At 59.4% G+C, this 6,872-nt stretch carries 10 protein-coding genes and 1 pseudogene; 6 read left to right on the top strand and 5 right to left on the bottom strand.

Annotation, left to right across the window (positions count from 1 at the left end):
- Positions 1-99 precede the first annotated feature (99 nt).
- Together LDN95_RS22605 and LDN95_RS22600 are read left to right on the top strand one after the other, a co-directional pair.
- Positions 100-462 (top strand): hypothetical protein, encoded by a 363-nt coding sequence (locus tag LDN95_RS22605; RefSeq protein WP_226019766.1) that lies wholly within the window; start codon positions 100-102, stop codon positions 460-462.
- Positions 463-557: 95 nt separating this feature from the next.
- Positions 558-710, top strand: coding sequence for a hypothetical protein (locus LDN95_RS22600; RefSeq protein WP_324608756.1), 153 nt, complete (start codon positions 558-560; stop codon positions 708-710).
- A gap of 4 nt (positions 711-714) precedes the next feature.
- Here LDN95_RS22600 and LDN95_RS22595 read toward each other — a convergent pair whose 3' ends face one another.
- Positions 715-1,203, bottom strand: coding sequence for a hypothetical protein (locus LDN95_RS22595; RefSeq protein WP_226019765.1), 489 nt, complete (start codon positions 1,201-1,203; stop codon positions 715-717).
- Between the two features lie 108 nt (positions 1,204-1,311).
- On the opposite strand from LDN95_RS22595, the gene LDN95_RS22590 reads away from it, so the two are divergent.
- A complete protein-coding gene (locus LDN95_RS22590) occupies positions 1,312-1,719 on the top strand; it encodes a DUF3768 domain-containing protein (protein WP_226019764.1) in 408 nt (135 codons plus the stop codon).
- A gap of 342 nt (positions 1,720-2,061) precedes the next feature.
- Here the strand turns inward: LDN95_RS22590 and LDN95_RS23375 are convergent, their stop codons facing one another.
- From LDN95_RS23375 to LDN95_RS22575, 3 genes are all read right to left on the bottom strand, one after another.
- Positions 2,062-2,262, bottom strand: coding sequence for a DUF6527 family protein (locus LDN95_RS23375; RefSeq protein ID WP_370631732.1), 201 nt, complete (start codon positions 2,260-2,262; stop codon positions 2,062-2,064).
- Between the two features lie 143 nt (positions 2,263-2,405).
- Positions 2,406-3,797 (bottom strand): ThiF family adenylyltransferase, encoded by a 1,392-nt coding sequence (locus LDN95_RS22580; RefSeq protein WP_226019762.1) that lies wholly within the window; start codon positions 3,795-3,797, stop codon positions 2,406-2,408.
- 3 nt (positions 3,798-3,800) lie between these two features.
- A complete protein-coding gene (locus tag LDN95_RS22575) occupies positions 3,801-4,475 on the bottom strand; it encodes a multiubiquitin domain-containing protein (RefSeq protein WP_226019761.1) in 675 nt (224 codons plus the stop codon).
- 181 nt (positions 4,476-4,656) lie between these two features.
- Here LDN95_RS22575 and LDN95_RS22570 point away from each other — a divergent pair, with 181 nt between their 5' ends.
- The 3 genes from LDN95_RS22570 to LDN95_RS22560 all read left to right on the top strand — a co-directional run bounded on the left by LDN95_RS22570 (position 4,657) and on the right by LDN95_RS22560 (position 6,813).
- Entirely contained in the window at positions 4,657-5,199 is a 543-nt protein-coding gene (locus tag LDN95_RS22570; protein ID WP_226019760.1) for a hypothetical protein, read from the top strand.
- A complete protein-coding gene (locus tag LDN95_RS22565) occupies positions 5,196-5,585 on the top strand; it encodes a hypothetical protein (RefSeq protein WP_226019759.1) in 390 nt (129 codons plus the stop codon). The genes LDN95_RS22570 and LDN95_RS22565 overlap by 4 nt, the downstream gene beginning before the upstream one ends.
- Positions 5,586-5,661: 76 nt before the next feature.
- Entirely contained in the window at positions 5,662-6,813 is a 1,152-nt protein-coding gene (locus LDN95_RS22560) for a hypothetical protein (protein WP_226019758.1), read from the top strand.
- Here LDN95_RS22560 and LDN95_RS22555 read toward each other — a convergent pair.
- A pseudogene (locus LDN95_RS22555) lies at positions 6,767-6,872 on the bottom strand (IS5/IS1182 family transposase); the annotation flags it as partial. The gene LDN95_RS22560 and the pseudogene LDN95_RS22555 sit on opposite strands and share 47 nt — an antisense overlap.

Raw genomic sequence — 6,872 nt, 5'->3', positions numbered from 1 at the left:
GATTGCCCGATCAGCGCGAAGGACTGGTAGGTCACAGTGGAGAGCCGCATGCAGTGAAAGCTGCACGTGCGGTTCGGCGGGGGGATCAGGGCTGACTCCATGAGCAGCACCAATCCTACCCGACTGAGCGAAACGATGGGGCCTTACCACTACGATTGTCCGGCCTCGATCCTCGATCTGCTCGGGCCTCCCGGCAACGAATACGCCGCCAAATGGCGCGAGGCCTGCCGGGCGCGTCTCGCGCTGACCTCGCGCCGCAAGCCACGCCCCGGCGATATGCTGGTGCTGGCGGAGCCGCTCACGTTCACCGACGGGCAGAGTGAACGCAGCTTCCGGGTGGTCCAGTCGGGCCGGAAGACCATCCTGCGCCGGATGAACGACGGGATGGGCGTCAAGATCAGCAAGTTGATGAGCCGCGCCTGGACGATCGTGCCGGCCCCGACCGCCCCGTCGGCGCCGTGACTGGCCCGCGAGCTTGCACGGCCATGTCGGACCAGCCACCCCCCGAACGCTCACCTAAACGTGGGCGCCTCTGCAGCATCGAAAACGCCAACCGGGTGGCAACCCGCGTTGCCGAGCATATCCTGACCGACACGGCCGTCGTGAAGACAGGAAACCCGCTGCAGCCTTTCCGCGTGGTGCTGGCGAGCAAGGCCGCGCCGGGCCGCACTGTCTCGCGGGTCGTTACCTGCAACGATGACGAGCCCTGATCGGTCAGTAGGGCTCCGGCCCGCGCTCGACGAACCACGACTGGCCGAGCTCGAAATCGGGGTTCGGCGACACCAGCGGGCCGTCGGGGCCTTCGGCCACATAGGGCGAGACCAGATCCTTGCGGCGCACCCGCGAGCGGCTGAGCCAGGCCGCTGTCCGACCCCGCGCTTTCAGCATGCACAGCAACCAGTCCATTGCCTCGGCCATCTCGACTACGCCGCGCCCGGCGAGGCTGTAGTAGATCGCCCGCTGGAAATCGTCGCACGAGGTGCTGAGGATCGATGCGAGTTTCGCCCGCCCGCCGGGCGCGTTTTCATGCACCAGTGACACCGCTTCGCGCAGTTCGCGGACCGAGAAGTAGGCGTCGTCGACCCCGACCCCAATGCAGAGCGCCGCAATCGCGCGCCGCGCCGGCAGCACGTTGAGGTCGCACGAGGCATCGCGCAGCGCGATGTCGAGATCGAAATGGTCGGTGTGGGCGCCGATTGGCATCGGGAATTTCCTTTCAAAAAGAACGTAGCGTGAACGATCAAGCGCCGTCAACCGGCGGGTGGAGGGGAAGGGGGAGTGCATCGGTCGATCACTACAAAGGAGAGTTTGATGACCCAGCTTGCCCAAGCGGCCTCCGCCGACACCGACCGAACCGCCGAGATCGCCGCGCTCAACGATGCCGCCCGCGCGGGGTCGCTTGTGACCTCGAAGACCGTGTTCACGCGGGCGCTCGCGGATATTCTTGCTGGCGAGGATCCCGATCCTGGCACGCGGCAGCTCAACCTGATGATGGGCAAGCGAGCCTTGAGGCGGCTGATCAACGAGACGCCGATTGATCCCGGCAACGACCCTCACGGCGAGCGCGACTTCGGTGTAGTCGAGCACCAAGGCCACAAGATCTTCTGGAAGGTCGATGTCTACGCCAACGACGGAACGTTCGCTTGGGGATCGGAGGCGCCGTGGGACGCTCAGCAGAGCTTCCGCGTCGTGACGCTCATGCTGGCGAGCGACTGGTGACGCGATGAGCCGGTATTCTTTGAAGCCGCTGCCCCATCGTGCGGATTTGTTCGAGGTAGCGGTCGGATGGGATTCCGCGCTGAACACCTACTTTGCCATCGTGTTTGGAGTGCCGGACGCCGCTTGCGATCCGGCAATCTTGTCCTGGCGGGGTAGATCGCCGGAGCAACTTCCTACCGTCTCCGCGCTAGTAGCGACCGTTCGGGACTGCGCGGTAGTCTCTCCTGAGCTGTCGCAAATTCTGGCCGCTGACAAATTTGCATCGCAGCTTGGCCTGGAGCGACAGTTGAGCAGCTTCATCTCCGCCTTGTTGAGATAGTGCTGAACTTGCTGTCGGACGGACTAGTGGGCTCTACCGCTGTCCTTAGCCCATTTGATCTTCCCTTGATGGATAAAGAAATGTGCGTAGCACCCTCGGGTGCGCCAGATTGATGGATGCAGCGTTACGATACCCGCACCGTCGACAGCGGCTCGCCAAGACGGTTCGTCATCGGGCACAAGGCTAAGTTGTATCTTAGCTTCACACCCGCATGGACATACCATTGCTGCCTGCCACGGATCCCGGTCTTCACCGATAAGATAGACCTTCTGGCGCACCAAAATGTCTGGCAAATCATCACTGTATACTGCCCGATAGCGCGGACGAAAGAAATCGCGGACGTGCCCGACAATCTGCACCAGCCAATTCATGCTGCAATTCTCCGTTCGCTCAGTTCGGCCCAGTCGAGCAATGGGGTCACGTCTCCACGCCCTACGTGACGAGCCAGTGCCAGGCACGGCGGACCGTCATCGAGATGCTCGAAAATTCCGTGGCTAAGTGAAATTCGATGAATCGCATATTCGGAGTTGGGGTCGAGCCGGTATGGATGTAGCCGAGCCAACAGTTCGTTTACCGCCAGGCTAGCAATCAGCATGTTAAGCTGGATGACGGCCGGCCGATCTTCAGCCACACCGCGAAGATAGCCTTGGTCCAGCTGGGCTTTGTAAGCCGCGCGATCAGTCCGGTAGAGGCCGGCTGCACGCACCTGCTCCATCGTGTAAACTTTGCGGCTCAAAAGGCTGGACCCGCCAGGCTGCAGAAAGTGGACAGTTCCGCACACCTGATCGACGCCGCCATGGCCATCGGCCTCAAGCTTCACGCCCAAATCGAAATAAGGAAGCAAATAGAATGTTGCGAGCTTGTTTAGAAGGTGCCGCCCATCAATGCTGTCCATGCACCCGAAGATGATGTCGCAACCTGCTATCGCCCGGACGACTTCCGGATTGAACAGGTCGGCGTGATGCGCGTCGACCTTCGTGCCCAACCCCATTGCTCGAATGGCGTCGGCGAGAACCTCAACTTTTGGGCGAGCTGCGATTGCGTCCGCTCGAGTGGAATTCAAGATCCGGTTGAGATTCTTATCTTCGACGTGATCCGGATCCACCAGGACCAACTCTCCCACGCAATTGCGCGCAAGTTGCTCCACAACCGGACTGCCGGTGCCTGAACAGCCGACAACACCAATCCGTAGGCGGCGCAAGATTGCGTAGGTGCCGCTGCCGAAACTCTGCGCGATGCGCTGTCCAAACGCTTCGACGCGATCATCCGGCGCATGGTACCAGAACCGCAGGTCGTCGCCGACAACATTGACATGAACGAATGGCTCGAATGATCCGTTTTCATCGACGAACCGCCCAAAGATGCGTCCGTCATCCATCAGGATTGCGCTGCCATGCGGGCCACGGTCTGTCCAAGCATGGACGCAAGGGAACAACGCGCGATCAGCCTCGTCGTCGACCTCTGAAAAGCGATCGTAGCCCATGTGACCATGAATTTTGACGATAGCGAGTCCTCGCTGCGCAGCTTCCATGAGCAACGGCTCTAACACCTTGGTCGGCCAGGTTACTCGGTCCGGGAGCCGAACGCTGCACACGTCATAGGGAACGGGTACTACCTTCTGCACGACAAGGCGGTGCCGAACGGCGTCATCCCGGCGACCGCACAGCAGAATGGCCACGGCCTCGCATCCATCGGCAGGGAAAAGATGCTGCGAAAGAACCTCGACCTGCGCGGCCGTCAAAGTAAGCGAAACGCCCATCGGTCATCCCTTCGCCAGTTCTCGCGTGAGCCAGCTCTCGACTAGACCAAAATGCGTCGCGAGATTGTCGATCCCAGGGCGCCACGGGTTGGCGGGAGTACGATGTCGGCTCCACCGTTGCCAAGTTTTCCCGTCGAAGCCGTCGGAACACAATGCCCCAATCGCGCGGCCATCGACGCGTGCAAGGGCCGGATGAAAATAGGCCATATCGATTTGGGAATCAGGGTAGCCAGTTTCGATGCGGACGTTCACATCCACACGATCCACATTGTAGCCGTTGGGGACCGGAAAGGCATAGATCACGACGCGGAGTACGGGACCTTCGCGGACAAGTTCATAGCGCAGACCGATTTCCTCAAGCCATTCGAGATCGTCCGCCGGGAGGTCGAACTCCCGGCGGTCGGCACCTAGACCCTCGGTTTGATCAAGCGGCAACGTCACAAAACGCTCGACGCCCGGCTTGGTGAGATCCACGTGAACATCGAGGTCGATCCGTTCCGGCGCTCCGCGCTGAGGCTTAAGATAGAGCGCAAAATGCTCGGCTGGCACCTTACCGGCCAGGGTCAGCAATTCCCGCGCAGTCGGTTGTGGATTATCAACCTGATAATGGGTCTTGTCGATCTGGATGTTGTAGACTTTCTTTTCTTTGCCGCTCGTTTCGGCTTTTTCCTCGCTCATGGTAGTGTTCCTTGCATTCCAGTTGGGGACACAGGAAGATGCTGACGGGGTGCGGCAAATCGGACAGCGCGATGGCTGCAAATTTTTTTGCAGATGCTGTCTGCGACACCCACATTCGTCAGCACAGACAGGTATGAACGCACGACCTATGAAAGCATGTAAGGAGGATGCGATCGCGACGGTGGACGAGGTTGCGCAGGCACTTGCCTCGCTGACAGCCTCCGACATTGCGCGATTGAACCTCCTTGCGAAGATTCGTGCGCGTTATGCTCCGGGATTGGATTGGCGGGACCTGTTGCATGATGCCATCGACAAGGCGCTGGATGGCACGCGCAAATGGCCCCGCGAGATACCAATTCTTGCGTTTGTTCGTGAGGTCATGCGGAGTCTAGCGAGCGAGCATCGGCGGAAATGGAGCCAGGGGCCATTGATGACCGAAGCTGATCTTCCGGCCAATTCGGACGGTGTGACGCTCTTTGTCAGCGCTCCCAGCGATGAGCCCGGTGCTGACCGTGAAGTCGAAGCGAGAGAGTTGGTTGATAGAATTCGATTGCTGTTCAGTGGCGACATGGCCGTACTGGCTATCTTGGATGGCATGTATCTTGGTCTTGAGCCGGTTGAAATCCAGGACCGCGCTGGCCTCACCGCAACCCATTATGCGTCCGCACAGCGGCGGATCCGGCGCGGGCTAGCCCGCGCCTTCCCAGAAGGAGTTGATTCATGAGCAATCATTCTGCGGCCGACCGCCTTGATCGGACATTGACCGCCATGGAAGACCTTGTCCTTAGTGCTAGCGATTGCGACCTTTCGGTTGCCGATGATGAGGCGGATGCAACTCTAGCTTTCATCGCGGCCAAGCTCGCAAGTCGACACGCGTTGACAAAGCCTTTGCCGAACTCCCGGCGATCTTCACGGACGATCGCGGTGCGGCAGGCCATTCCGCGCGACGCGGCGGGGCGTCGACGTCTTCTTGGTCGTTTGATGGCGACGCGGCCAGAACTGCCTGCGCGGATCAGCATGGCATTCAAGAGCCGCGAGCCTGAAGATGCCGAGATCGCCGAGATGCTGGATGATCTGCTGCGTGGTGAGGATGATATGGGGGTGGCATGAGCCCCGTGCATATCTGCCAGCTCTTTAGCGGGTCATTGGCCTGGCGTGCTGCCGTTTGCACCATGAGAGATCTGGTATGACGTCTGAAATTGTCGTGATGAATAGCCTTGGCGTCGCGCTCGCAAGCGATAGCGCGGCGACGGTCAATAACGGCGCTGGCGGGAAGGTCTTCAATTCCGCCGACAAGCTTTTCATGCTCTCGAAGCGCCATCCGGTGGGGGTGATGGTGTATGAAAACGCTGCGCTTCTAGGGGTTCCGTGGGAAACTATCATCAAGATGTTTCGTCGGGAGCTCGGCTCCCGGCGCTTTGGGGCACTGGAGGATTATGGTCGCGCGTTGATCGAGTATCTCGATCGCAATGAAAAGCTGTTTCCGGCTGATCTGCAGGACCGGTTCTATCTTCGCTCGATTGAAGCCCTGTTCAGCTCGCTCGCCGACAGGATCGAAGACGCCATCTACGAGCGCGTGGTTGAAGGGGCAGACCCGCCCCCTCAACCCAGCGAGATCGCACGCGACATCATCAACAAGGAATGCCATCGCTGGCAAAGCGAACCGGAGGCGATCTGTCTCGCTGCCGGCGTCGGCAGCCGACTGGCTGGCCGCTTTTCAGGTGAAATTCATAGCAGAATAGCGTTTGCGTTTGGTCCCTTTCGCGTCGATGGCGAGACTACTCACGCGCTCTACGAATTAGCGAAGCTAATAGTCGTGAAAGAGCGCATTCTAGCCTCGTCGCTTAGCGGCATCGTCGTGGCCGGCTTTGGAGACGACGAGCATTTTCCGGTGATGCAATCGATCGAGATTGGCGAGGTGTATGAAGGGCACCTCAAATATTGTTGCCGATCCGTTCGCAAAGTGAATTGGGAAACGCCTTCGGTGGTAGTTCCCTTCGCTGACGCCGATATGGTCAATACCTTTATGCACGGCATGAATCCAAGTTTTGAGCTGAGGATGACGAAGGAAGTCGCTGATCTTGTGATCAACCTTCCCGATGCAATCGTCGATGCGATTTCCGATCTCACGGAGGCCCAGCGCAAGAAATGGAAGAAGCAGTTTTTGCCCGAGAGCAAGAAAGCTATCAAAAGCTTGCTCGCTAAGCTGGACGAGCAACGCCAAGACAAGCACTTGGGACCCATCCACGAGGCAATTGCCAATATGCCTAAGAGCCCGATTCAAAAGTCTGTCATGCGGCTGAAAGTCGCGCAATTCTGCGGGTTAGCATCCGGATAGAAGCGATATTCGCCCACGCGGTCGAGCTCTCGATGGAGCGTTCCCAGTCTTTGGCGAGG

Source organism: Novosphingobium sp. FKTRR1 (assembly GCF_020404405.1).
GTDB lineage: Bacteria > Pseudomonadota > Alphaproteobacteria > Sphingomonadales > Sphingomonadaceae > Novosphingobium.
This window is presented reverse-complemented; position numbering and strand designations above follow the sequence as displayed.